General features: G+C 34.7%; 19 protein-coding genes. 11 read left to right on the forward strand and 8 right to left on the reverse strand.

The window, feature by feature from the left end; genetic code table 11:
* The first annotated feature begins 424 nt into the window (after positions 1-424).
* The 3 genes from J7604_RS19630 to J7604_RS19640 all read left to right on the forward strand — a co-directional run bounded on the left by J7604_RS19630 (position 425) and on the right by J7604_RS19640 (position 3,650).
* A complete protein-coding gene (locus tag J7604_RS19630; protein ID WP_293899530.1) occupies positions 425-1,288 on the forward strand; it encodes a HEPN domain-containing protein in 864 nt (287 codons plus the stop codon).
* A 663-nt stretch (positions 1,289-1,951) separates the two neighbouring features.
* On the forward strand, positions 1,952-2,353 hold the full coding sequence (locus J7604_RS19635; RefSeq protein ID WP_293899533.1) for a hypothetical protein: 402 nt from the start codon (positions 1,952-1,954) through the stop codon (positions 2,351-2,353).
* A gap of 757 nt (positions 2,354-3,110) precedes the next feature.
* Positions 3,111-3,650 carry a GNAT family N-acetyltransferase gene (locus J7604_RS19640; protein WP_293899536.1) on the forward strand — a complete coding sequence of 180 codons (540 nt, stop codon included), beginning with the start codon at positions 3,111-3,113 and terminating at the stop codon, positions 3,648-3,650.
* 97 nt (positions 3,651-3,747) lie between these two features.
* Here the strand turns inward: J7604_RS19640 and J7604_RS19645 are convergent, their stop codons facing one another.
* From J7604_RS19645 to J7604_RS19660, 4 genes are read right to left on the reverse strand one after another with little or no spacing between them, the layout of a single operon-like run.
* Positions 3,748-4,680, reverse strand: a complete 933-nt coding sequence (locus J7604_RS19645; protein WP_293899539.1) for a hypothetical protein — start codon at positions 4,678-4,680, stop codon at positions 3,748-3,750.
* A 2-nt stretch (positions 4,681-4,682) separates the two neighbouring features.
* Positions 4,683-5,294 carry a hypothetical protein gene (locus tag J7604_RS19650; protein ID WP_293899542.1) on the reverse strand — a complete coding sequence of 204 codons (612 nt, stop codon included), beginning with the start codon at positions 5,292-5,294 and terminating at the stop codon, positions 4,683-4,685.
* Positions 5,295-5,304: 10 nt separating this feature from the next.
* Complete coding sequence (locus J7604_RS19655) at positions 5,305-5,919, reverse strand: sigma-70 family RNA polymerase sigma factor (protein WP_293899545.1); 615 nt, start codon at positions 5,917-5,919, stop codon at positions 5,305-5,307.
* 12 nt (positions 5,920-5,931) lie between these two features.
* The gene (locus tag J7604_RS19660; RefSeq protein ID WP_293899548.1) at positions 5,932-8,277 is read right to left on the reverse strand and encodes a T9SS type A sorting domain-containing protein; all 2,346 of its coding nucleotides are present in this window, start codon (positions 8,275-8,277) and stop codon (positions 5,932-5,934) included.
* Between the two features lie 376 nt (positions 8,278-8,653).
* Between J7604_RS19660 and J7604_RS19665 the strand changes: the two genes are divergently transcribed.
* Positions 8,654-9,274: a hypothetical protein gene (locus tag J7604_RS19665; RefSeq protein WP_293899551.1), complete on the forward strand. Its 621-nt coding sequence runs from the start codon at positions 8,654-8,656 to the stop codon at positions 9,272-9,274.
* A gap of 110 nt (positions 9,275-9,384) precedes the next feature.
* Here the strand turns inward: J7604_RS19665 and J7604_RS19670 are convergent, their stop codons facing one another.
* Positions 9,385-10,077 (reverse strand): hypothetical protein, encoded by a 693-nt coding sequence (locus J7604_RS19670; RefSeq protein WP_293899554.1) that lies wholly within the window; start codon positions 10,075-10,077, stop codon positions 9,385-9,387.
* Positions 10,078-10,578: 501 nt separating this feature from the next.
* On the opposite strand from J7604_RS19670, the gene J7604_RS19675 reads away from it, so the two are divergent.
* Entirely contained in the window at positions 10,579-11,523 is a 945-nt protein-coding gene (locus tag J7604_RS19675) for an RluA family pseudouridine synthase (RefSeq protein ID WP_293899557.1), read from the forward strand.
* A 237-nt stretch (positions 11,524-11,760) separates the two neighbouring features.
* Here J7604_RS19675 and J7604_RS19680 read toward each other — a convergent pair whose 3' ends face one another.
* A complete protein-coding gene (locus J7604_RS19680) occupies positions 11,761-12,042 on the reverse strand; it encodes a hypothetical protein (RefSeq protein WP_293899559.1) in 282 nt (93 codons plus the stop codon).
* A gap of 1,178 nt (positions 12,043-13,220) precedes the next feature.
* Between J7604_RS19680 and J7604_RS19685 the strand changes: the two genes are divergently transcribed.
* Together J7604_RS19685 and J7604_RS19690 are read left to right on the forward strand one after the other, a co-directional pair.
* On the forward strand, positions 13,221-14,318 hold the full coding sequence (locus J7604_RS19685; RefSeq protein ID WP_293899562.1) for an acyl-CoA desaturase: 1,098 nt from the start codon (positions 13,221-13,223) through the stop codon (positions 14,316-14,318).
* A gap of 258 nt (positions 14,319-14,576) precedes the next feature.
* Complete coding sequence (locus J7604_RS19690; RefSeq protein ID WP_293899565.1) at positions 14,577-16,520, forward strand: T9SS type A sorting domain-containing protein; 1,944 nt, start codon at positions 14,577-14,579, stop codon at positions 16,518-16,520.
* 73 nt (positions 16,521-16,593) lie between these two features.
* On the opposite strand, the gene J7604_RS19695 is transcribed toward J7604_RS19690, so the two are convergent.
* Positions 16,594-17,298: a hypothetical protein gene (locus J7604_RS19695; protein WP_293899568.1), complete on the reverse strand. Its 705-nt coding sequence runs from the start codon at positions 17,296-17,298 to the stop codon at positions 16,594-16,596.
* A 482-nt stretch (positions 17,299-17,780) separates the two neighbouring features.
* On the opposite strand from J7604_RS19695, the gene J7604_RS19700 reads away from it, so the two are divergent.
* Complete coding sequence (locus tag J7604_RS19700; protein WP_293899571.1) at positions 17,781-18,953, forward strand: hypothetical protein; 1,173 nt, start codon at positions 17,781-17,783, stop codon at positions 18,951-18,953.
* Between the two features lie 347 nt (positions 18,954-19,300).
* Positions 19,301-21,052: a hypothetical protein gene (locus tag J7604_RS19705; RefSeq protein WP_293899574.1), complete on the forward strand. Its 1,752-nt coding sequence runs from the start codon at positions 19,301-19,303 to the stop codon at positions 21,050-21,052.
* 155 nt (positions 21,053-21,207) lie between these two features.
* On the opposite strand, the gene J7604_RS19710 is transcribed toward J7604_RS19705, so the two are convergent.
* Positions 21,208-21,834, reverse strand: a complete 627-nt coding sequence (locus tag J7604_RS19710; protein WP_293899577.1) for a DUF4272 domain-containing protein — start codon at positions 21,832-21,834, stop codon at positions 21,208-21,210.
* Between the two features lie 158 nt (positions 21,835-21,992).
* Between J7604_RS19710 and J7604_RS19715 the strand changes: the two genes are divergently transcribed.
* On the forward strand, positions 21,993-22,646 hold the full coding sequence (locus tag J7604_RS19715; protein WP_293899579.1) for a DUF4291 domain-containing protein: 654 nt from the start codon (positions 21,993-21,995) through the stop codon (positions 22,644-22,646).
* Between the two features lie 199 nt (positions 22,647-22,845).
* The gene (locus J7604_RS19720; protein ID WP_293899582.1) at positions 22,846-24,816 is read left to right on the forward strand and encodes a DUF4157 domain-containing protein; all 1,971 of its coding nucleotides are present in this window, start codon (positions 22,846-22,848) and stop codon (positions 24,814-24,816) included.
* The last annotated feature ends 38 nt before the right edge of the window (positions 24,817-24,854 follow it).

The raw sequence follows: 24,854 nt of genomic DNA on the forward strand, positions 1-24,854 counted from the left end.
GTTCGGATTTCTTCCTCTAATTCAATAACTTGCATCCTTAACCTGACGGCTATGGATTGTATCGCGTGAAATCTGTGATAGAGGAACTGTTTAGATTGTTTAGATGCATGTTGTATAAAGCGCATTCGCATTTGTAATGCGAGTGTTTGAGAAAAGATATAGAAGTAGCCAGTTATTGGAGGATCTGGCTATTTTTTTAAATAATATGAGTAATGAGGGTTGTTATAGAAGACAGTGGAGTGGGGCACGCGTTTTGAAAACGCGCGCCAGCCAGGGAATTATTTCTAATCGTTCGGTAATTTAGAATGTGTCGGGTCGAAAGACCCGACACCACAGGAAATCCATCCATCCATTTTTAACCCATTCCTTATTGCTCCCAAAGTTTTTTTTAATAATTTCATGTTCATTTAATAAATTCAGTATTTTGAAAACCAGCCTAGAACACCTGCCGGAACACAAAAGAGAAGAGTTAAAGCTCATCACTGATCATATTGCAGAGCAAATGCAGCCTGATTATATTTTGCTGTTTGGTTCATATGCCCGTGGTAACTGGGTGGAGGATGAATATACGGAAGCCGGTATTCTTTATGGATATAAGAGCGATTATGATATTCTCGTAGTTACAGAAACCAAGCTCGATACTGTCTTATCCAATAAGTGGAGAGAGCTTGAAAAATACGTTGCTCAGTTACATACTACTGCACCAGTAAATCTTATCCAGCATAGTTGGGGATATCTCAAAAGTGAACTTGCCCATGGAAGCTATTTTTTTACAGATGTTGTGAAAGAGGGTGTCATTCTATATGACAATGGAAGAAATGTTGATTATCCCATAGCCGTTCCCGAGTTTATTGATCCGGAAAAAGTAAAGGCAAGAGCTAAGGAAGAATATGATTTGTGGTTTGAAAGTGCCAATGATTTTTTGGAGACATTTAGATTCAATTTTGAAAAAGAGAAATATAAAATAGCTGCATTTCAGCTTCATCAGGCAACAGAAAGATATTATACAGCTTTGTTATTAGTCTTCACAGGATACAAAGAAAAGATTCACGACATAGAGGAACTTGGAAGTCAGGTCGAAGCTATAAATGCTGACTTTAAGAAAGTATTTCCCCGTCATTCACGAGAGCAAGATGAGAGATTCAAGCTGTTGAAGAAAGCCTACATAGATGCCAGATATAAAAAGACCTTTTCAATAAGCAAAGAAGACCTGGAATATTTGAGTGAAAGAGTAGAAGTGTTGCGAGATATGGTGAAGACAAAATGTGAGGAGAGGATTGGGGAGTAAGTAGTTAAATGAATTAATAATAAATGTATGAGGTCATCCGACTCAGCTGTCTCGCATTTGTCCTCCTCGTGGGCTATCGCGTGATTGTATCGCGTGAAATCTGTGATAGAGGAACTGTTTAGATGCATGTTGTATAAAGCGCATTCGCATTTGTAATGCGAGTGTTTGAGAAAAGATATAGAAGTAGCCAGTTATTGGAGGAGCTGGCTATTTTTTTAAATAATATGAGTAATGAGGGTTGTTGTAGAAGACAGTGCAGTGGGGCACGCGTTTTGAAAACGCGCGCCAGCCGGAGTATTTCAAATATGGAAAGATAGGTTTGATGACGTATATCTTGCTAATAAAAATCTTTTGGAAACCAAATTAGATTATATCCATCTCAATCCATTACAGGAAAAATGGAGTCTCGTAAAAGCACCCGAAGAATATTCTTACTCAAGCGCTATGTTTTATAACTGCAATAAACAACCTGGGCTAACAATTTCTGATTATAGAATTTATTTTTAGTCAAGAGGTAATATAAAATGTGTCGGGTCGAAAGACCCGACACCACAGGAATAAAGCTATCGGACTTGGAATGTTTATCAGTACAGTACCAATTATACTAGCCGGAATACTTTTGATGATATTGAGTAGTTTACATTAAGCCCCAGTTGAAATGATATGTCAAATATTAAGTTAATTTGGTTTCTCCTTTTATTTCCTTTTTCTCCAATTGTATCCCAGAAGTATAAAGGGGATATAGTTAAATTTGAATATGGATCAGATATTATAACTCAAGAAAGCAAAGTCACACTGGATAGTATTGTTAGTTGGTTAAATAAGAAACCCAAAGAGCACTCCATTTATCTTGTTCAATCATGGACTTGTAAGAAGGAAGTCGAGCAATATCCTAATATTGGAATAATCAGGGCTAAGAAGGTTACGGACTATATGTATTTGAAGTTATTAAGGAAGGATTTACCAATTTATATTGATCCTCGTAATTATTTGGTTAAGCAAGATTGTTCTGATTCAAATCTTGAAGTTCCGATTGGTATTTCAATTGAAATTCGACCAGATTAGGATTATTAAAACAATAGAAACAGTGATGAATAACAGAATGATTTTAATTAGTCAATTTTTCTTGACTATATTTTTGGGCGCAATTTTATCATTCATAATTTCCAGAGTGGAAAAAGTACCTCAAATGAGTTTGCTTGGGATAGTTTTGTCTGTGTATTTATCAACAGGACTGTTTATTAGCAAATTGGGTCTATTTATCCTTTATAAAAACATGGCTGTTTCTAGTTCTGCACTTGGCAGCTTTATTTTATATAATAAATGATGGTGGGACGGTTTCATATTTTGCTATTTTAATAGGGTTGAATTTGATAGTGATGTTATTGATAAGGAAAGGCAAGGCAAGAAAGAAGAGCAATAAGGTGGTCTTGATGAGGCCACGGAGGAGCTTAAAGATTCTGCGCTGGTGCAAGTCTATGACTTGAGTATTAGAATGCAAGTCATAGTAAATTATTCCAATAAATGAATTATATATGCTAATGGTAAGAATAAACAAATACCTGATTTGGATAGGAATAGTTGTCATTGCAGTTGGTTTTTTCTATGAAATATTTTTTGCTGGAATTCCATATCAAGACGCTCCCGATTATTTAGTTGCTGAATATAATCGACATAGTATTATTGCGAAGAGAATTATGATAACCGGCTTGTTGATGACAATCTTAGGCCTAGTTGTCAGGATCACAAATAGATTCAACCGGAAGTAATGAATGTTTTCAGGATTGGATAGTAAAGAGTTAAATGAATTAATAATAAATGTATGAGGTCGTCCGACTCCTCGTCATCTAAAATGCATAGGGTTGAACACCCGACACCACAGGAAGACCGGGCACCACAGGAAATACTCAAATTTTTTTTACAAAAAATGGAAACAGCGAATTATAATATCAAAGAACTAACAATCGAGCATAAAACTGATATAATGAGGTTAGTCGTAATGTTAAATCCTAACATTCCTCATGATGTATTGGAGTCTAGATTGTTTAAGATGTTTAAAATACAAAGTTATAAGTGTTTTGGAATTTTTGATAAAGATGTTCTGATCGGAGTTACCAGCTGTTGGTATACCGTAAGGTATTATTCCGGGGCACAAATAGAGATTGATAATGTTGTTATCGATGAAGCATATAGATCTAAAGGAATAGGGAAAATATTTTTAGATTATATTACTGATTGGGCCAGAAAAAATGATTGTGAAACTATTGAATTGAACACCTATGTGGGTAATCATAGATCTCATAAATTTTACTTTGATCAAGGTTATAAAATTTTAGGATTTCATTTTCAAAAACAGATATAAACTGAGCTGATTTACGCTGGTATAGGGCCCTTCGACCCTATACCTCAGCAAGACGATATTGTATCTCCCGAAGAATTAGTCCACGCCTCTAAAGCTTTTATTTGCTTGCCAACTCAAGTAAAACACCTGTTTCAAGTCCTATTCGATTGCTTTTAATATTATTACCAATGGTGTAAGTAGAAGCAATGTTCTGAGTAAAGCTCCCACATATAAATATATTTAAGCATTTACTTAATTCGTAAGATGCTCTGGTTTCGAATATCAAAATACCGGTAATTGACTTTAGCTGATTCTTACTTAGTATGTTTAATTTACCTTCTTTTGAAATTGTTACCCCATCTGCTTTTACTGGAATAGCAATAGAATAGCCTAATATCGGTGCTATTGACCACTTCTTAAATTTAAAAGCATAACCCAATTTTAATCCAGCTTGCAGATAGAGAATTTTATTGACGAAATTGCCTGGAGTATAAAAATAAGAAGTGTCAGATTCCTCAATGGTACGTTCTTTAATAACGTATTTTGTTTCGGGAATTCCTGTGGTTTCATTTTCTATAAAATATACATCAACCGTATCTTTTTTGGTAATCTGATAAGTTTGTACTTGTTGGTCTGATGCTGTATAACGATATTTTTGTTTCAGATAAAGCATACCTGTATTAATCCCCCAAAGCCATTTGTTGTTCTCCCTTTCTACTAGAAACTTAAATAAAGTGGCAGGGGAAATTTGTGATTTTCCTTCATGTATTTTTTCGGAGGGTACATCGTTCCTCAATGCAAGACCATATCCAGCACTAGCTCCAAGTCTATAATTTATAGAGTGTTTTATTGGAGAGGGTGCTATAAAATATTCCTTTCGAACCACATTTACTTTCCTATACGTAATGATGGTATCCATCACTGAAGGATCAAGTTCAGATGGTTTATATATAGTATCCACCTTGTACTCTACAGGTATTTGTTTGTCGCCTTGACCATATAGAAATGAAGAAAGAATAAGACAATAAAATAAAAAAAAGAATCGCAACATTTCTATCTCTTATTTTTTTTAGACTTTTTGGTTGTTCGAATAGTATCTGTTACAGTTACAACAGTATCGTCTGCAAAGATAATAATTTTTTTAGCTGATGGTTCTTTTGCAATCTTTTGGTCTTTCACCACCTTTTGTTCTGTAGGTTTGATATAGGTAATAGTTGTATCTGTTACCTTACTTACAGAATCTTTTTTCTCAACATTTGTATATAGCGAATTACTATTGTCAACCTTTTGTGATGGTTTTTCAATATCATCATTGCTGCCTTGAATTAATGCAGGTTTGCTGGAATTAACTGATATTTTGTTTTGGTCCTTTCTATACTTCACATCTGTTGTATTAGTGAATTGGCTTGAAGTTGAATTTACCTTTTCTTCTTTTACTACCTGAGGTGAAGACATAGATGTATTGTTGATAATAAATAAGATAATTACAGCTGTAATAATAGCTGAAAGGCTAAAATAAAAAACATTCCAATGAGACCAGCCAAATTTCCAGAAGCTTTTTATTAGCTTTCCAGAAAGCACTTCCCAGGATGTCTGAACAGGTGCTTCTGCCTGACCGAGCACTTCAAATAACTGGGTTAGTTGTTTTTCTTCTGAATCTTTCATTTTAGAAAATTTATTGACTTACTTTTTTAATACTTCTTTTATATAATTCGGCCTGAATTTTTTTTCGGGCTCTTAATAATCTTGTTCTCGATGTGTTTTCATCGATCTGCAACATTGAGGCAATTTCAGCATGCTTAAATTTGTCTATGAAATATAGGTTAAAGATTACTCTAAAGATTTCGTCCAGAGAAGAAACACATGACAATAGTTCTTCTTGACTAAAGTCTGCTTTTAAGATAACGTTGAAATCAATTTTATCCGGATTAATTTCAGTGTGATCTATTTCTTCCTCCATCTGATGGTCTTCATCTGCATACAGGTCTTCATGAATGGTGCTCATCGGAGAATTTTCATTTTTTTTCTTTTTCTCTCGTAGGGCCATGAGTGCTATATTTACAAAGATTTTTCTTATCCATCCGTCAAATACTCCGCGCGCTTCATAAGTATCGATGCTTGAAAATACTTTAATGAAACCTTCCTGAACAGCATCTTCCGCATCTTCGTTGCTGGAAAGATAGCGCAGGCAAACATATTTCATTTTGCCTGCGTAAAGATTGAAAAGCATCTTTTGATATTTTATATCTTTTTGCTTACAACCTTTTATAATTTTTTCTAACTCTGTCAAGTTGTTTTATTTTTAATATTTAATAATCTTGAGAGTCTTGTTTCCATTGGTGTTGAGAAGGTATATGCCGGAGTCAAGATGTTCAAGGTTTATTTCATTTTTTCCTTTGGAGAGTGTGAATTCATCAACTTTTTGTCCAATGAAATTATATAGTTCTGCCTCAAAATCAAATTGGCAATCAATGATTATCTCTTGATGAAATGGATTAGGGTATACCTTGTATTGAATCTCTTCAGCGGGCGCAATCGAGGTAAGGATAAAATTATGTGTTAATTCATCCGGGACACGACCGAAGCTTGCTATTAATAGCTGTTCATTTCCCGGGTCAGAAAAAGTATAATTATTATTCTGACCCATTTTTGTCCAGTCTACTATTTCACCTCTATTATTGGTGAGAAAAATAATGGAAGGGAGAGTACCATGGAAAGATTCAAATAACGTTTGATGTTGAATGGTTGTGCTGTCTCTTTGGAAAGATCCGCTTATAACTGAAGCAGGAGGAGTGACTGACCTGCTATCAAGCATAAAATTTATTCCTGTTACATTTCCTGTTACAGCAATAGTATTCGCATTTGCTCTTAAACCTTCACCAAAATAATAAGCGGCTTTATAGATTGATGTTGCAGGAATACCCAAAAGAACATAATTACCTTTTGCAAGATTCTCTATTTTAAATGAACCATTAGCATCTACGGTGTCTCTTCCAGCAGGATAATAATTACCATCTTTGATAAGATAAGCGATTACTTCTCCAGCAATACCTTTTCTTAAATCGTTTTCAAGAATTCCAGAAATAGAATAGAGGCTTTCAGGGGAAACAGTTATTGTTGAACAACCTTTAGAGAAACATTCTTCTGTTCCACGAATTTGAAGACATATTTCCTGATTAGAACCCGGACCTTTATGACTGATGACCGGGCTCATCTCATTACTTGTAAGGGTGTTTTCAGTACCATAGGTCCATGTATACTTGCTGTTGACAGATGAATTATTTGGGCGAAGCTGATACAACATGGGTATTCCGGGCACATTGTTTACAGTGAAGGTGGCGTCTTCGGTGTATATTTCTCCAGGATATGTCAACTGTCTGTTGCGATTATGACTGGCCACAATAGCAGATCTTCCTTTTTTAAGTATTCTAAAATGTAAGAAATATAATGTATCCCCAGGTTCATAAATGTTTTGATTAAGGACATTGTCTGATGCGTACATCGTATTCATATCCAGTATTTGTACAGAAAAAGCTTCCACTTTTTTGCCTGGGATAACTTGGATAGGGAATAACATTGTGCTGTCATAACTAATGACAGTTGCATAATTAGTAATATTATATTCGTTTGTAAGATTTTTAAATGTTGCAGGGACTATAACAGTATCACCCACACAACCTTGAACGGATCCGATTGATATACCTTCTTCATTTTTAACAATGAATGTTCCTGATAAAGGGATGATCCTTCCGTCGTGTAGGAATATCCTACATTGACGAGTATAGGATCCTGGAACTGTAAATCCGAAAGTTGAACCAGATTGATAGTAATTGCCATTATACCATGTGTATATTTCGGTATCCGTTTTCCATTCAGTGCCAAAGAATGGAGAATTAGGTTCATCTGTTTTCCATTGAACGCTGTCTATCTGTTCCTGCCCAGGCAATACAAATTCATAAAACTGAGAATCGTTATAGGAATAAACAGAATTCAATATAACCATACCTTGGGCAGAAGAAGGAGCAACTTCAATATTACGGGTAAGGGAAGAAATAAATTTTCTATTCTGGTCTTTTAATGTAAATGTTAGCTGGTATTTTCCTGGCATAGGTGCTTCAAGTGAATAGGTTACTCTATCCGCATGGCTTACCTCTTTAACAAAAGAAGATGCAGAGCCTGAAATTTCAACCGTATATCCAGAAAGGCTTTGGCTATTGTCCCCCAAAATTTCCAAAGTCTTTGATATGGTAGCAAATGCGTGAAGAGTTGCTTCCTTAGTGTTTACAAGCATTGGGACAATATCTGTTTCGAGGATATGCTGTTGGAGTGTTATGCTAGTTCCATTTGCATCAGTAATCTTACAGAAGATATTAAATTCTTTTGAAGTAGAGGTGGTACTTTTCACCAGAATAGAGCTATTAGTTCTGTTCAGGTTAATATCAGAAGGAATGCTATACCAGCTATAGGTATAACCCTTTGCCGGTTTTACACCACCGAACACAACAGGTCTCAAAGTTTTAGTTTCTCCCTTTTCAAGAAAGATGGTATCGCCCCCTGGTATAAAGCCTGACAGGGGAGTTTGAGCTATTGATTTTATATTTATAAAAAATAAAAGTAAAAATAACAGGTATAATTGAGTCTTTTTCATATATAAGTTGGTAAAGTTAAACATTACCAAGGCGCCTTGTTGCTCAATAGATGCAGAATTTTTAAAACGTTCCCGAGTTTTTTAAAAGAATTTTATAAATTTAATTGTGTAACATTTTTCGTGGTATGAGGTCTTTCCTGATCCCCCAAGCTGGCCCACGTGTTATCTCTGCTTATAAACTTTTTCTCTAAGCCAACTTCCTATTTCCCTAAATCAAACTCCCTCTTCACTAAGTTCCTATTTTCCTGTCTGTATCTTTTTTCAATATTGGTATTATGATATTATACTTATAATCCACCGTATGAATAAACTCGTAATTTTCTCTATACTGTTTTTTTTATGTTCCTTTTCTGGTCATGAAAATTCTCCTCTTAACATGAAGAGGTATGAGACTGTAAAAACAAATGTTCAGTCTCAAAGAAAGAAATTTAAAGCACTATATGAAGCTGCTACTTTAGCAGGAAAGAAGAAGGTCCTTTCTGAGGCTGGAAAATATTTACATAAAAGTTTAACGGATACTATTTTTTACTATTGGTATGGCACCAAATGGGACTTTAATGGCTATACTGATAAACCCAGAGAGGGCATCATCGCTTGCGGATATTTTGTGTCTACTCCGCTTAAACATTGCGGATTTAATTTAAACCGGTTTAAGCTTGCTCAACAATATTCTTTGGAGATTGTAAAGAGAATAAGTAGTGGCGATTCTGTTCTGACTTATAGAGGAATGAATTCGCAGCAATTTCTTCAGAATACTAGAGGGAAAATAAAGGATGGATTGTATGTCATAGGGCTCGACAACCATGTTGGATTTCTGCACTATGAAGGTCAGGAAGTTTATTTTATTCATTCCAGTTATTTTGATCCTGGAACTGTTGTGCGCGAAAAAGCCTCTGAATCAAAAGCCCTGGCAACCTCCCGAACGTTTGTGATGTGTAACATCAGCAGTAATGAAAAGCTTATAAAAAAATGGATATTGGGAGAGGAGATAGCTTAAATAAATGCATCTTCAATGATAGTGAGAAATGAAAGCAGGCCCTGCATTTCTGTGATGGATGGCTTTTGCCCTTTGAAACACAAGCCATCGAGCAGAGTTAAATATTGATCTTATTTCCTATAACTTAGAAATCCAATATGTATGCCTACGTGATAAGAGAATGAAAATTTTTCAAAATAATAGTTAGGATCAAATGTAAACTGGCTGCTACCACCATAATGGTCTAAATAATCATAATCTCCAATATTATATGTGACACCTGGACCAGTATAAAAATCAAAATAAGCAGAACCCATAATTGCTCGTTTTCCCAAGATTACTCTTAAACCGTAGATATTTAAATTCATATTTTCTAAATATTGGTCTGATTCGTATTGAGTACCATTTGCATAACCGATCCATTTTTCTTTAAACCATCTTCTTTTGTAAAACACTCCAGGAGCTATATAATAGCGGTAGTTATTTTTTCCTAAACTTATTTTATAATCAAAGTTAAAAGCTACTTCATTGGCTGCTATATATTCGTAAGATGTACCGAAGATTGGAAAATCCAATGTAGGTTTATCTCTGACTGCAAAACAGAGACTATTTGAGTTTTTTAGAAAATATTCAAAATAAGCATTTACGCCAAAAATGGATAAGGGAATCAAGTTAATTCCACCACCATATTGAATAGATCTGTGGTTACTATCCAGATTTTTCTTTTCTTTATTAAAATCTGCTGGAGACCAAACTGGACGTGCTTTAGCTAAATTCGTATTAAGCACTAAGAATAAGATTACAACTTTGATAAAAAAATTCATATTAAAAATATATATGTATATTAACTAAGATACATGTTTTTTTGAATTGTAACAAAAAATCAGCAGTTATTCATAAATTAGTTTTATATTTAATATACAATCTAATAGCCTATTGTCTCTGTGGTGATGCCCAAGGGCTTAAGCTATAAGCGTTTACAATAGTGTCGCAATAAGCTTATATTTGTACTTTAATATTTTAATCTAATCATTTATGAGAATTTTTTTAAACAGTGTTATAAAAGCACTTTTATGGCAGGACTGTGATGAAGAATGAATTTAATTCCAGAATTAATGTGTCAGACATGAGGAATGGAGTTTATATTTTGGTTATGAAAGATTCGAAAAGTAATATCATTAAATCTGCCAGATTCGTGAAATAATTTATTTCAATCAATCTTTATAAAGAAGGGTTGCCATAAAAGCAACCTTTCTTTATTTTTATAAGGTATAAGTTTTTGTTATAAATAACCTGAGTTCACAGGCCAGTATAATATGATGGCTATGAAAAATAAAAAGAGTACAAGTATTCAGACAAAACCATTTAAGTCATTAGCATTTAAGGTAACGACCAATACCGAACTGATGAAGTTCCTGATTGAAATGTTACCTCATAAAAGCAGGACGCATATCAAATCTTTGTTAGCGCATAAACAGGTTTATGTTGATGGAAAGCAGGTAAGCCAGTTTAATACATCTTTAACTGTCGGACAGGAAGTAACTATTGGCAAGGGAGATAACAGAACAGAAGTCAATCTTCCAGGTATAAAAATTATGTATGAAGACAAAGATCTTATAGTGATCAATAAAGCAGAAGGGCTATTATCCATAGCTACAGAAAATGGGACGGATGATACTGCTTATAGCTTGTTAAGCAAATACTTGAAGGCGCAGCATTACAGTAACCGTATTTTTGTAGTACATCGTCTTGATCGTGATACTTCAGGAGTAATGATGTATGCCAAAAGCCAGCATGTTCAAGAACTGCTGCAGGAGGCCTGGAACACTAATGTAACAGAACGAACTTATCTTGCCATTGTTCATGGGATTCCTGAAAAAGAAAAGGATACCATAAGTTCCTATTTGAGAGAAAGCAAAGCATATAAAGTTCATTCAAGCAGAGTTTCTGTTCCTGGTGGAGAAAAGGCCATTACCCACTATGAGACAGTTACTAGCACAGACAATTATAGTTTGGTTAAAGTAAATCTGGAAACAGGTAAAAAGAATCAAATTAGAGTTCATATGCAGGATATTGGTCATCCTATTATAGGAGATAAAAAATATGGTTCAACCCAAAACCCAATCAAGCGGTTGGGGCTTCATGCATGGGTGCTAGCTTTTACCCATCCAACAACAAAAAAGGAATTGAGGTTTCAAACAGAACTTCCTGGAAAGTTTAGGAAAATTTTTCCAAATGCATTGAAAGATCAGGAACAAGCGAGGGAGTAAGTTTTTGCTATTGGCTATCTTGTTCTATGGTTGTGGAACATTTATATTATAGACGGGGGACCTAATAATCAGGCCCCGTGGCTTATTAAAATTTATAATACCTGCTCTTTTTGTAAGAGAATGTTTTCTCGTTGTTTATCATTTAAAATTCCATTTTACGTCTATTTAAGGGAGATAAATTATTTAGATAATAAATGATAGATGTTCTTTTTAAAAAAAAAGCACAACAATTTTAATTTATGCTATGCTTGGTGTCGAAGGGTTTAAGTATTTTCTTAACTCTTCTTCTATTTTGCTGCATGGCACAAAAAATGGCTTTTCTGTTATTTCAAAAACTACAGCTCCTGTAATTACTTTATAGTTGCCTTCTATTGCTCCTAATATTGTTTGAATAGCGTAATTCCCACTCAAGGTATCACCTGTAAATTTTCCCCCTTTTGCTGTAATACTCGTCCTTGCTTTTTCTATCAAACCTTCTATAGGTTCATTAAATTCAATGCTAAAATTACAATTTGCCATGTTTTGTTGTTATTTTTTGGGTTTAACCTTTACTATAACATTCATGAATATGTCGAATGTTTTACAAATTTAAATATCCCTTTCTTTTTTGTAGTATTTGAGTTGAAAATTAATAAACTATCTTTTGCAATTGAAAATATTTCAATAAACTAAAAGGCTTGAAATATTGAGGAAGACAGCACTCTTCCACTATCCATTGACTTATATTATTTGAGCAATGATTAGTGTCAATTGCTTTCACAGTGTATAAGTTCGTTGTCAATGGACTTATTCAGTATCTAAGTCTGCTACATCATTAGATGCTGATATTAACAGATCTAGAAGAAGCGAGCAAATCTCAGAAGAGTTAATAAAAAAACATAATTCAATTAGCAATAATGATATTAATGTTTAAGGTCAAAATAAAAGCAGTATAGCAGTATAAAGGACTTAAATATGAGGATAAAGATAAAATTCAATTTGTATTAAGATTGAAAAGAGAAAATAGGTATGAAGAAAGTCCAGAAATTTTATTGGAGTGATATGTAAATATCCACTGCATACAAACCTTAATGGACTAATTGGTGGGATTTATATATCTGATGAAAGATTTAAAAAATAGTTTGGAATATTTTCAAAGGGCTTTAAAGTGGACTTTACCATTCATTGATTGAATTTAGGAAGAGATGATGAAGTTATGGAAGAGTTTAATATATATTCCTAATGGATATAGGTAACTATTAAGAAACTTTATAAAAACTTGGATAAAAATATAATGACGCCAGGAAATATTGAGTGTTAAACTACAAAATACATATTTTGAATTCAGAGTAATCAGATTTCCTCCCATACAATCTCTCCCGATAACTTTGGGGACTCTCCAAATATTATTATCCTAATATTTTAAAAACAAAACCTGGTAATCCTGGTTATAACAGGTCCATGGAAGATAGTAAAGGTGCCAAGAATTTTAACTTACAGTCCTTATACCCATATACTTACTAAAATGTTTGATCTGTAAAAAAAATCGGTACGCGTTTTATTGTGGTTGTAAGATTAAGAAAAAAAATAAGGGAAACAGACTTTCTCAGAGTTTAAAATGCACTAATTCCCAAATACAAAGGTTATATTGTGGTAATTTTGTAATCCAAAGACTGAGAGGGTAAATTTTTTCAAGGTCTTTTTTAAAAAAAATATTCATGGTAAAATTAGAAACTCCAAAAGCTGTCAGCAAGGAAAAGTTGTGTTTTAGTAATATTTCGCGACCGGTTTTATTGGAGCTCAGAAAACAAACAAAGGGATACTTTGATGAAACAGGCAAGGAAACGACAGGCAATTCGGGATTATACATTAAAGCCTTCTCATTTGTAGCAATCTTTTTCATTTGCTATTTAACTATACTTTTAAGGTCCAATTCATTTGGAGTAGCTCTTTGCCTTTATGCAATAATGGGATTTGCAGCAGCCGCTCTTGGTTTTAATCTGATGCACGATGGTGCACATGGAAGCTTCTCAAAAAAGAAATGGCTGAATTCTCTTGCTGCATATAGTATAAACCTTCTGGGAGGGGACGCTGTGTTATGGAAAAATAAACACAATATGATCCATCATACTTATACGAACATTGAAGGGTATGATCAGGATATAGCTCAGATGCCAGTCTTCAGATTGAATACATTACAGAAAAAATCATTCTTTCACAGATTTCAGCATTGGTATAGTTTTTTTATTTATGGACTCTCTTCTCTGCTTTGGATATTCCTGCTAGATTATCAAAAATATTTTAGCGGCAAAATTGGTAATTTGAAAATCAGCAACTTTAAAACAACAGATCACATTGTTTTCTGGGTTACAAAAGTGGGATATATAGTAGCTTATTTGATTGTTCCTGCTATTTTTAATGGTTGGCTAATTACTCTGACTGGTTTTTTTGTATTTCATTTTGTCTTGGGATTAGTGCTTTCAGTTGTCTTCCAGTTAGCGCATGTAGTAGAAAATACTGAATTCTCAGAGCCTCCAACAGAAGGAAAAGTTGAAGACGAATGGGCTGTTCACCAATTAAAAACAACCTCTAACTTTGCAACTCGCAATAGGTTTGTTACATGGTATACAGGTGGTTTAAATTTTCAGGTAGAGCATCATCTTTTCCCAAATATTAGCCATGTACATTATCCGGAATTGAATAAAATTGTAAAGCGCGTCTGTTTTGAGCTGGATGTGCCGTATAATGAATTCCCATCATTCTCATCAGCGCTGGGTTCTCATCTTGCCCATCTTAAAGAAACAGGAAGAGCCTAAGCAGGCTTGCAGTAAATAATATTAGAAATAAATAAAATTTAAAAAGCCCGGAGATAATTAATACCTCCGGGCTTTTTCATTTCTAATAGAACTGGTTGATGGACAAATTTTATATGTATTTTCGGTTCAAAACATCACTTTTTTGCCTGACTGCAAAGATATGAGCCCGCTGAGAGGTCAAATCTATAGTTAATACAAAAAAAACATTGTGTTAGGACTTCGGTTATTTAAGGTACTTTATACTTAAATGAAAAGGCCATGCAGAAATTTTACGATTTCAAGTATCTATCCATTATAATTTCTACTGTTTTATTTTTTCTTATTCTACCTGATAGTAAAGCCCAATCTCCTGCAAATGATGATTGCTCCGGTGCAATTAATCTTACAGTTGACGCACCTTTTGTAAGCGGTAATGTACAGGGGGCCACTCAATCTATGTCAGGTTGCGTTGCTACTGCCGGACAGGCTGGTGGAAGTGCTAATGATGATGTATGGTATAAGTTTCAGGCAACCTCTCCATACCTTGTCATTGCAGCACAGGGATCTGAACAATTTAACGCAGTAGTACAGGTATTTTCAGGAGGATGTTCAAATCTGACACCAATGGACTGTGCCAGCGAGGGAAAAATAGGAAAAGTGGAAAAACTTCCACTTAATTATTATACGCCCGGGAACACTTACTATGTAAGAGTATATGATTTAGGTGTTGGAATGCCTGCAACAACAGACTTTCAAATAAAGGTTTATACTGCCATTCCTCCAGCCAATGATAATTGTGCTACAGCTAAGCCTGTAACAGTAAGCGATCATTGTATGAATAGTACAGAAAATCAGGAGGGAGCTACTGGCTCTGGCATTACTCCAACCTGTGCTAATGGAGCGGCAAATAACGATGACATTTGGTATTCATTCCAGCCAACGAGCCAAAATGTAATTCTTAGCGCCCACGCCTCACACAACTACAGAGCTGTAATGGAAGTATACGATGGATGCGGAGGAAATGCTATCGGTTGTACTACCACAGTTAAACACAATCAGGCTCTTAAACTGGCATTTCATAATTTAAATCCTGCACACACTTATTATTTCAGAGTATTTAACTACTATCAACCTTTATCTAAAAGCGAAACTTTCCAGCTTTGCGTTTATGATCCTCCGGCTCCTTCAAATGATGATTGCAGTGGAGCAATAGAAATTGTTGGAAATGATACACTATCCGGATCGGTAGATGGTGCTACAGCTACGACAGGTTACCAGGCTCCTTGTTCCGGCTCTCCAGATGATGATCTCTGGTATAAATTTACTGCAGGTTCTAATCAGGAGGCATTTAGCCTTTTCCCAACTCCTTATTTTGATGGTGTTCTACAAGCCTTTGATGCTTGTAACGGACAACAAATTGGATGCGTGAATGCCGGGGGAAGAAATAAGGTTGAAACACTATCATTAAACAATCTGACTGCAGGACAGGACTATTTTATCCGGGTTTTTACAACTGAAGATGTTGCATCAGTAACAGCAGATTTTAAAATTGCGCGTACTTCAGGACCAACTGCCATTTCAAACGATGATTGTGCATATGCAATAAATATTCCTGTATCTGAGCCAGTAAATAGTATGACAGGCTCTCTTGAAAATGCAACTCAATCCAAAGGACCTTGTAATGGGACAGGCGAGGCCAATGATGTCTGGTATAAATTCATAGCAGCTTCAAACACTGGCACAGTTAAATTAACCCCTATAGATGGTGCTGATCTTGTTTTGAATATCGTTTCCGATTGTGCTGGTAATACTATTGCCTGCGTTGATGATAATGGCGAAGGAGATGAGGAAATATGGCAAGCTGATAATCTGGTAATACATCAACCCTATTTTATCAGAATATATGATTCTAACGGAGGTAACCACAATTCTAACTTTATTGTAAGCTTTGAAAGTGACCTGGTGGTCCAGGCAATTAATGATAAAGATAATGCAGGAGGCCTGATAGTCTTTCCGATTCCTGTAGAGAATGTTTTAAATATTCAAGATAATAAAATCCAAAAGGGAAATTTAACCTTGTGTGATTTGCAAGGAAATATTTTACTCAGTGAAAATGGTGATTTGAAAAGTACCTATGATATATCAGCAATTAAGCCAGGTGCATATATTCTGAAAATTATTTCTGATGATAGGGTAGATGCAATCAAGATTATCAAGAGATAGGATGTTTTTATAAATATTCAGATTCCTAAAGAAACGAAAGCCCCCGACATGTCGGGGGCTTTTTGTTTATAGCTCACACCGCTACCTGCCGTGTCACTGCAATCTTTATAATTTCAGAAAACTCACCAACCTGCTCGTCTTTGATTCTGTATATACCTTTATAAGCCCATATAGCCATTTCTTTTTCATCAGGAATAGGATTGGTATCTATATAATCAGGAGTATAGTCATTTACAAGGAAAATGAATCCATTGCCATCATTTCTGTCTACATAAATGTCTAAAGAATCAGCTTGGCCCTTTTTCCATTTGATAAGTGGACGTCCAGCATCAAGTCCGCCGTTTAGCTTAGGTTTAAATCCTATTTTATTAGTTGCTTTGGGAGCGATGATCCCGAGGTCTTTGCCGATAGATTCATTGTAGTTGGGGTGAAACTTGATTCTTTGAACCAGTTTGGCAAGCCGTTTAAATATACCAGGCTTTACAGCAATAGAAGGGCGGGTGATTACCGAAGTAACTTGAGGATATGTCAAAGGATCCGTTCCATCTCCGGTTCCAAGTAACTTTTTGAAAGCTACATTTTGAGCCAGTGAACTTTTAAGGTTTTCTACCATCTGAATTGAATAAATAAAAGAAGCCGCATCATTGGAAGTACCTAAAATTTCATCAGGAAGAATACCAACTTTTTCCCCGTGGACTGCTAGTTTCAGTGTGAAATTTTTAAGCCAAATGGCCTTTTCATTATCTGTTCTTGGAAGATATTTATTATTGTTTTTCATAGCTGTCAAAAGTTTGAGAAGAAAAATATTTAATGGCTTCAATATTAATATTTTGTAACATGCAAGGCAAGCTTTATCCAGTTAATTTGGAGAGAGGAATTCCTAATTGTATTTGCCGACCGGTAAAACGAATTGGGCGAATGGCAATCAGGATTTGCTGAATGATTATTTAAATTTGCCGAACTTCCGATTGAATTATATGTTCGGCAAATTCAATTTGACGAACATATAATTTAATGTGCCGAATAGTTAATTAAACTTGCCGATTGGCTAATTCAGTTTGCCGTATAGTTAATTCAATTTATTAAATGGCAAATAAGATTCGCTATTCGGATAATTCAATTTGCGGAGCAAAAAACTGAATTTATGGTACGGCAAACTTCAAAAGGCGGTGGGCGTATGAAATTTTGCAGTCAGCAAATTGGATTTGCAAAACATACAATGGAAATTGCGAAGCTGTAAATTGGATTTTAGCAATTTTTATGAAACAGTTTTTATTCTTCATTCTTGTTATAATTCTCCTGTCTTGTTCTGGCAGTGATAAACCATTATTTGAAAACAGCAATGATAAACAAGCCACTAATTCTTTACTTATTGCTGAATTTGGAGAAATTCAAGGAGAACTATACGAGAGTTTAGTTAAATATAATTTTCTAAATGGAGAATTATCATCAAAGGATACAATACTAGTAACACCTTCATTTAAAAACGGTAAAAGATATGTCAGATATGATTGTATGGGCGACACTAATTTTATTCTTAAAAATAATTACGTGATCACAGGATGTGGTGATGTTATAGATTTAAGTTCTGATTCAGTTTTAACTTCATCCAAAGATGATTTTATTGAAGGGCGAGGAGATAGTTTAATCTTCTTTAGAAGAAATGACATGACTGGAACAGGATACTTGCTTTGTGATTTAAAAAAGAAGACGTATGGGGTTATAAAAGATCCAAACTATCGCAAAGTAAAAGGTATTCTTTCACCTAACCATAAGCATGGCCTTGAGGTTGTAACAAATGCTTCCGGAAATAAAATTTTAATTTACGATTCCCTTAATGTAAAAAAAGAAGTTGTTAGGTATTGTGGGAATCCTTTGCTTGATGAATCTTCTTCATTTGCACCCATAACCCCTGTTTTTTGGATAGATAATGAAAACTTTATTTATCCTGATTACCTCAAACCCTTGTCTCAACAAGGAAAATTCACAACAGCTGAAATTAAAAAAATAAATATCAAATTAAATACAATTGAAACCATTGTTAGAATTGATTCTATTAAAGAGACAATACATCCTTCTACGATTTATCAAAATAATAATGGTAATCTGGTTCTTGATTCAGAAGATCAAATTTTTGTTATAGACTTAGTGCATCATAAATATTATAAAACAGAATATATGTATTTAGGATCCGGTTTTGAAATACAAAGACTAGAGAAGCAGCGATCCAATTTAGGTAAAAGTTCAATTATTAAATATCAAGGAAAAGAAATTGGTAAGTTGTTGATTGACTATTATAAAGCAATAGCCTCAGATGGATTTATATGTGTAGAAAATGGAGCCCCTAGGTCAATAAAAGTATGGAATAATATTTCCCATAAATGGACAACAATTTCTGTCTCTGCTTTCAGTATAGTAGGATGGGTAAAATGATCGGCTCCTGATTTACAGAATCTTCTACAGAGTTGACTCTGCAGACCAGGAAGCAGAAATTGGGAATTGTTTTTTTATTACTCTATTTATCTTCATAATTTTTATTAACCCGATAAATTTGATTTCATCAAAACCTCCGATATAGCCTATTGCAATAAATTGAATATAATTTTAATGCCTTGATTTTTAAGTCAATATTTTTTACTGTATCTGGATTTGTTTTTTCTACGTATCAGAGTTTTAAGTCTATTTAGAATTAAAGAGGATAGACTATATTTTGTATCACTTTTTGCACAGAAATAATGCTTGTGAGGGCAAGTAATCATTTGAATATAAAGTTAAAAGACATGAAACACTTTTTTTTAAAAGCGGGTTATTTTTTACCTGTTTTAATCTTTCTACTGGTGCAATGTACCAATAAGAAAGAAAATGATGTCGATCCTACCAAAGAAGAAGGATACGGGGAGATTGTATATCAAAGTAACTATAAGCCTTCTGTTGTGGATGTGACCATTGCGAAAGTCTTCTCGGGAAAGGATACCCTTTATTACTTCGGATCAACAGATGAAAATGGAGGCATTAAATCCATAGATGGATATTTCCTTTATGATCCTATCAATAAGTCCAAGACAAAAGTTGAATTTGATAAAGTTGAAAATGCTATTTCAATAAGTGAATCAAAGGATGATGAGAGTCAAGAGAAGACTTATCTGGAATTGAAGCCATTGAATGATACATTAGTTCAGGCTACTGGTTATGAAATTTTACATAACAGTTCGGAAAGAAAAATTCTATTTCAATATTTAAAAAAGAAAGAACCTTCTTCTAAAAAACTTTCCTCATCAAATGAAGATGATGAATTAGTGAAAGATATCAAAGAGTATCAAGTTGCTGCTATGAATTGTACTCATCAATATGGGATACTAGGAATGCTCAGTGATTTGGATAAAGAAATTAAAAATGGAAATATCAGTACTGATCTTGGACCTGAAATTGAAAACCTTCTTGGAAAGGGTAAAAGCGCAGCTGGAATTGATGATGGCTTCTTGGATAAGTTGAGCGCTTTTGCAAAAAAATTAAATACTGACCTTCGCGATTTTTTAACGCCCGATGTTTACAAGGCATGGAAAATATTGGATAGGTTTGAATTTGTTCAGCCTTCCGGAGATGGTCAGACTGTTGTTTTTGGCAAGTCACTTGAATTCCCGTTAACAGCTTTGCTGACTTTTGACAATAAGCCTGCTCGTAACCAGACAGTGGTAATAAAGCAGGAAGCAGGATCTTTGAAAAAAGAATATATCACTACTTCAGATGAATTGGGCTATGTCAGCCTTGAAACCTTTCCCACTAAAATACAAGATGAGGCTTCCGGAATAAAACAGGTTGATGTTACCTTCTATAAAGGAGGATTGTTAAATAAAAATATATCCTTTGTTATATACCTAAAGAACAGACCCCGTCTGACTTTGATTAAAGATGAATCAACAGATAATCAGGCAGGCGAAATAGGTGGTTTTCTTAAGAAACCTTTAAGTGTGATGATTAAGTCTGATGACGGTACTTTTGGTGTTGGATATGAGGTTAAATGGTCAGACCCTATTGGAAAAGGTTTTTCTTTCCCAGCCACATCTATCACTGATAAAACAGGAAATACAGAAAATAATTTGTTAGTCGTGGACCATGATCCATATAAAGTGAAAGCTGAAATCGCAGCCTCTGATGAGTATGTGGTGCTAAATGATGTTGAATTTACTATTCATCCAACACTTTGTCCGGAGTTTGTTCCAATGGAAGGTGAATGGACAATGAGCTTTGGTTCATCATCTCCCGAAAAATATTATATGACATTTATGGATGATCATACAGGTATTTGTCATAATGGTGTAGATGGCAGTGGAAATGCCTATGAAAACAAAGACTGCAGTCCAATGTATCCTTTTACCTGGACGGTTAAAAAAGGAACGAAATGTTATATAGAAATAGATTTTTGGAAAAGAAGTATGGTAGTTACTGGTGATTATGTTGATAAGGGTAATTTAAACTTTACCAATGCATCCATTACATGTTCGCCATGTTATCCACCTCCAAATTGTCCATAGTTGAAGTTATTCAAATGAATGGTTCATTATAAGATATGTCTTCAGGGAATTTCCTTGAAGACATATCTTATTTTACTGTAAGCAAAATGCCATTTTGGGTAGGCTTATGGTGTTAATCTGTTAGAAATATTATTATGTAGAATTGAATTTTAAAATCATTCATCCCAATTACTACGGAGATTTATAACCCAGTTTATTGCAAAGTATCTCTCAAAAACAATACCTTCATTGAGTTCAATGATATTTAACTTATTGGTTTGTGCCTGATAGAAAGCCCAGTTAATTCTAAAGAGAAGGTCGGCCTTATCTAGTATTTCGGCGGTAGGCCTCATGGTTGCAGAAGTAACAAAGTCTTCTGTACTATTCATAAATGAAGGAAGTTGCTCAAATATAGCATTGAAATTAACTTCCTCATTTGAAAAAATGAGTTGATCTGCTTTGTTTATCGTCCAAAGTAACAGCCATATTGCCTCCGCACGCCATGCTATGATTGTTATATCTTCGTCATCAAGTTCAGGCTTTTCAAAAAGTATTTTTTCTTGTGGTGATATCTTTGCCCATAAGCCTTCTTCTTTTAGAAAGTCAATTATGCTATTCCTCAGGTTAGGATCAAATGCCGTGCAATTTAAATAGGAGAGGATAAGGATGCGTTCTGCAATCTCCTGAGGTGTTCTCAGGGTAATATCTTTTTCTTCTTCTAAAGGCGGCAAATTATCAAAAACAGGAAGCCCGTGGCTGCAAAGGAAATCCTCTGTACGTTTTTTTCTTTCGGATGCTGTCATCTTGATATACCTTGAGAACTTTTACAGTGAACGGGATTTTCATTGGGGAAGTTTTCTCATTAAGGCTTTTTTGATAATTTAAGGTTGATTAATTGAATACTACATTTTGAAATAAATCACGAATACTTGGAGAACGAGAAAATTTAATAATATTAAAAATGAAGTTGAATACAATACCATATATCTATTACGAAAAAGACTTGCCTCAGGAAGGTAACTACATATTAGGACAAGTAAAGGATTCTTCCATTATCGTATATCAGGCTTTTAATGATAAAATAGCCAATTATGCGATAACCAATCAGAAGTTTGGTGGTGCAGATTACAGCTTTTCAAGAATGACCTGGATTAAGCCTAATTTCTTATGGATGATGTATAGAAGCGGTTGGGCAGAAAAGGAAAATCAAAACAGGATCATTGCAATTGAAATTTCTATAGATGGATTTTCAGAATTGTTAGAACTTGGGGTTGTAACTAGTTATGATAATCGGTATGGTAATGAGCAGACATGGAGAGAACAATTGAATACCAGTGAAGTAAGAATTCAATGGGATCCCGATCATGGTCCAAATGGAGATAAGCTCAAACGACGAGCAGTTCAAATTGGTATAAAAGGTACTGCCCTTGAAAGATTTAATAATACTTTTATCAAGTCAGTTACTGATATCACTGATTTTGTAAAAGAACAAAAAAATAACCTGGATAAGAATAAAGAAAATTTTTATGTGATACATGAAAGTGTTGTAGAAGTAAGTGAATCAATAAAACAGAAATATTCTATACCAGGAGCATTTGAGAAGGGTAGGTTTTAATAAAAAGGATAAAAGCTTCAGTTATTTATTGAGATATGTCTTGACCGTTTTGAGCTAGGTACCTCATATAATTGATTGTTTCATTCCATCATTTGGATCTCCTTGTTCATAATGACTTCTTGAATGCCGGATTTAAAATGTATATTCGGTTTTATAATAACTGTATTCTATTGCCATAAAGGAGTAAACTCAGTTTAGTATGTCTTCAGAAAAAACTCAAAAGGTCCCCGCTCTTCAAAGAAGTCATAACAATACTTCCCGTCCAACTCTGAGTTCAATGGAGTATGGATCACTAGCCAACACTGGACTGGAGCATTTACAGAATAATGGATATGGCAATAATGTAATGCAATCTATGAGTTTTCCTCAGGGAAACATTCAGATGAAGAAAGAAGTGGAGGAAGAAAACATACAGTTAAAGGAAAACAAGAATTTAACAAAAGAAAATAACACAGGTATGCCGGATAACCTAAAGTCCGGAATAGAAAATCTTTCAGGCATATCTATGAATGATGTGAAGGTTCATTACAATTCAGACAAACCCGCGCAGATGCAAGCTCATGCCTATGCTCAGGGGACAGACATTCACATGGCTACCGGTCAGGAAAAACATTTGCCGCATGAGGCTTGGCATGTGGTGCAGCAGAAGCAGGGAAGAGTGCAGCCTACAATTCAGATGAAGGAAAAAGTGAGTATTAATGACGATAAGGGGTTGGAACAGGAAGCAGATGAAATGGGTATGAAAGCTTTACAAATTTCGAATGAAAGTGAGTTGCTAGTTCAACGGAAAAATAAAGATGTTCATTCAAATATTGTCCAGAGGAATGAAAAATCAGCTCAGGTGCTCAGTAGTAAAAACATGGCTGCACCAAAAGTAGGACAACAGGACATTAAACTGGCAAAAAATATTGAAAGCGATCTCGAAAAAATCTATAAGAAGGTAATGAAGATAGATAAGATGGATGATGTGAACAGGATGAAATATAATGCTGCTGTATGTCTTGGAGGCATTGTACTGCCCCCGTTGCAGGGGTTTAAGAATTTAAAGGAACTCATCAAAAGCTGTAATTTTGTGAACCTTGGAAAAGGAGCAGTAGGTTTCGGGATTTACGAATTATTAGGAAAAGATCTGAAGAGAAATATAATCGCTAATACTTTGAGTACTATGGAAGCTGCGGGGCAGCTTGATTATTTGGAGGAAAGTGATTTTGCGAACGGTGGCAATTCTGCTTGGAAAGTTGTGGTAGAAGTACATTATTATAGAGAAAGGTCTACCTTAGATAATGTTTTTCATAAAGATACGCTTGGAACCACCCTGTTTGTAAATTTAAATTATCTTAATGAAAAGAAGGTTATAGGACCAGAGTATGTTGTAAATCCAATGGAAAATGCAAAGCATATGTCGGATATTGCCAAAAGCTTGCCGGAAGAGTTTCTTCAGGATAGAAAGACAGTAATGGATCAGTTGAGAGAGCCGCAAATAATAGATGTGGTTGAGATTCCCCGATATGGTTTTGTTTCATTTGTGGATGAAGCGATCAACCACTCATCTCCTACAACAAGACATAGAAGGGCTCAAGGATTCGAAATACATGATTACCTGAAGGAAAAGGATAAAAAGAATTATTTTAAATATATAGAACGATTTGAGGCTCTGGATAAAGAAGAGGGAAAATCTGAAAGTAAGCCAAATAAAGAGGAGGAGAAATCTGAAAGTAAACCAAAGATTTCGAATAGAGGAAAGCGCTGGTTTAAGTTTTTTGAGCAAATTTCAAATGGAGGAAAGAGGTATGATAGAAATATGATGAGAGAAGCAGATCCCGGGAAAAAAATATTGACGGACGCTGATATAGATCTTTTGGTGCATAAAGGAGATCATGATGGTTTTGGAGTGGTTTCCATACCTAAGGCAGGCGGAAAAAGTAATATGACATCCGATGATCGGCCTTTGCAACGAAGAATGAGCATGCTCCTGGATCAGAAAGATAATGATCTGTCATTGGATAAGGAAAGTGACGGGAAAAGATCATTTTTGAGAACTTGGGTACGTGCTGAAAAAGCAGAGACTGTACATACTGACATTGTTAAAGATAGATGGGATTGGGAAGAAGGAAGAGTAAAACCAAATACTTTAGTTGGAATGGATGGAAAGAAAAAGGATACTCTTTGAGTACCTGGATAAAGTTGGGAATGACTTGTGCTAATAAA

The organism is Sporocytophaga sp., from assembly GCF_017745095.1.
Lineage (GTDB): Bacteria > Bacteroidota > Bacteroidia > Cytophagales > Cytophagaceae > Sporocytophaga.